Origin of the sequence: Mycolicibacterium arseniciresistens (assembly GCF_030519285.1) — a bacterium.
Classification (GTDB): domain Bacteria; phylum Actinomycetota; class Actinomycetes; order Mycobacteriales; family Mycobacteriaceae; genus Mycobacterium; species Mycobacterium arseniciresistens.
In genome coordinates, this window is record NZ_JAUMSQ010000043.1 from 1 (window position 1) to 430 (window position 430).

At 74.9% G+C, this 430-nt stretch carries 1 protein-coding gene; it reads right to left on the reverse strand.

Annotated elements, in window-relative coordinates; translation table 11 throughout:
- Positions 1-430, reverse strand: a 430-nt coding sequence (locus Q2100_RS08940) for a copper resistance CopC family protein (RefSeq protein ID WP_302913737.1), incomplete at both ends; no start/stop codon positions are given.

Below are 430 nucleotides of genomic sequence, written 5' to 3' on the forward strand. Positions count from 1 at the left end.
CCGCCCACCACACGCCCGCGGCGACGATCAGCGCGCCGACCACCACGAACGGCCAGACGGGAACGCCGCGATCGGGCGGTGCGGCCGGGGTGGCGGTCGCCGACGGGCCGGGTGTCCCGGTGCCTGCCACGTCGAGCGCGAAGGACCAGGAGCCGGTCACCACGTGGCCGTCGGCCGAGGTCAGCCGGTAGTTCACGGTGTAGTCGCCGGCCGGCCCCAACGGGCGCACACCCACGCTCACCAGGGCATCGGCGACCTCGGGCTCACCCGTCGACCAGAGGTTTCCGTCCGGACCGACGACGGTCATCGCCGCGAACGCCTTCTGCATCGGTTCGTTGAACGTCGCCGTCACCCGCTGTGGCGACGCGGTGAGCACCGTGTCCTCGGCGGGATCGGCGGCGACGCGGGCCGCGTGCGCGGCGGCCGGCCC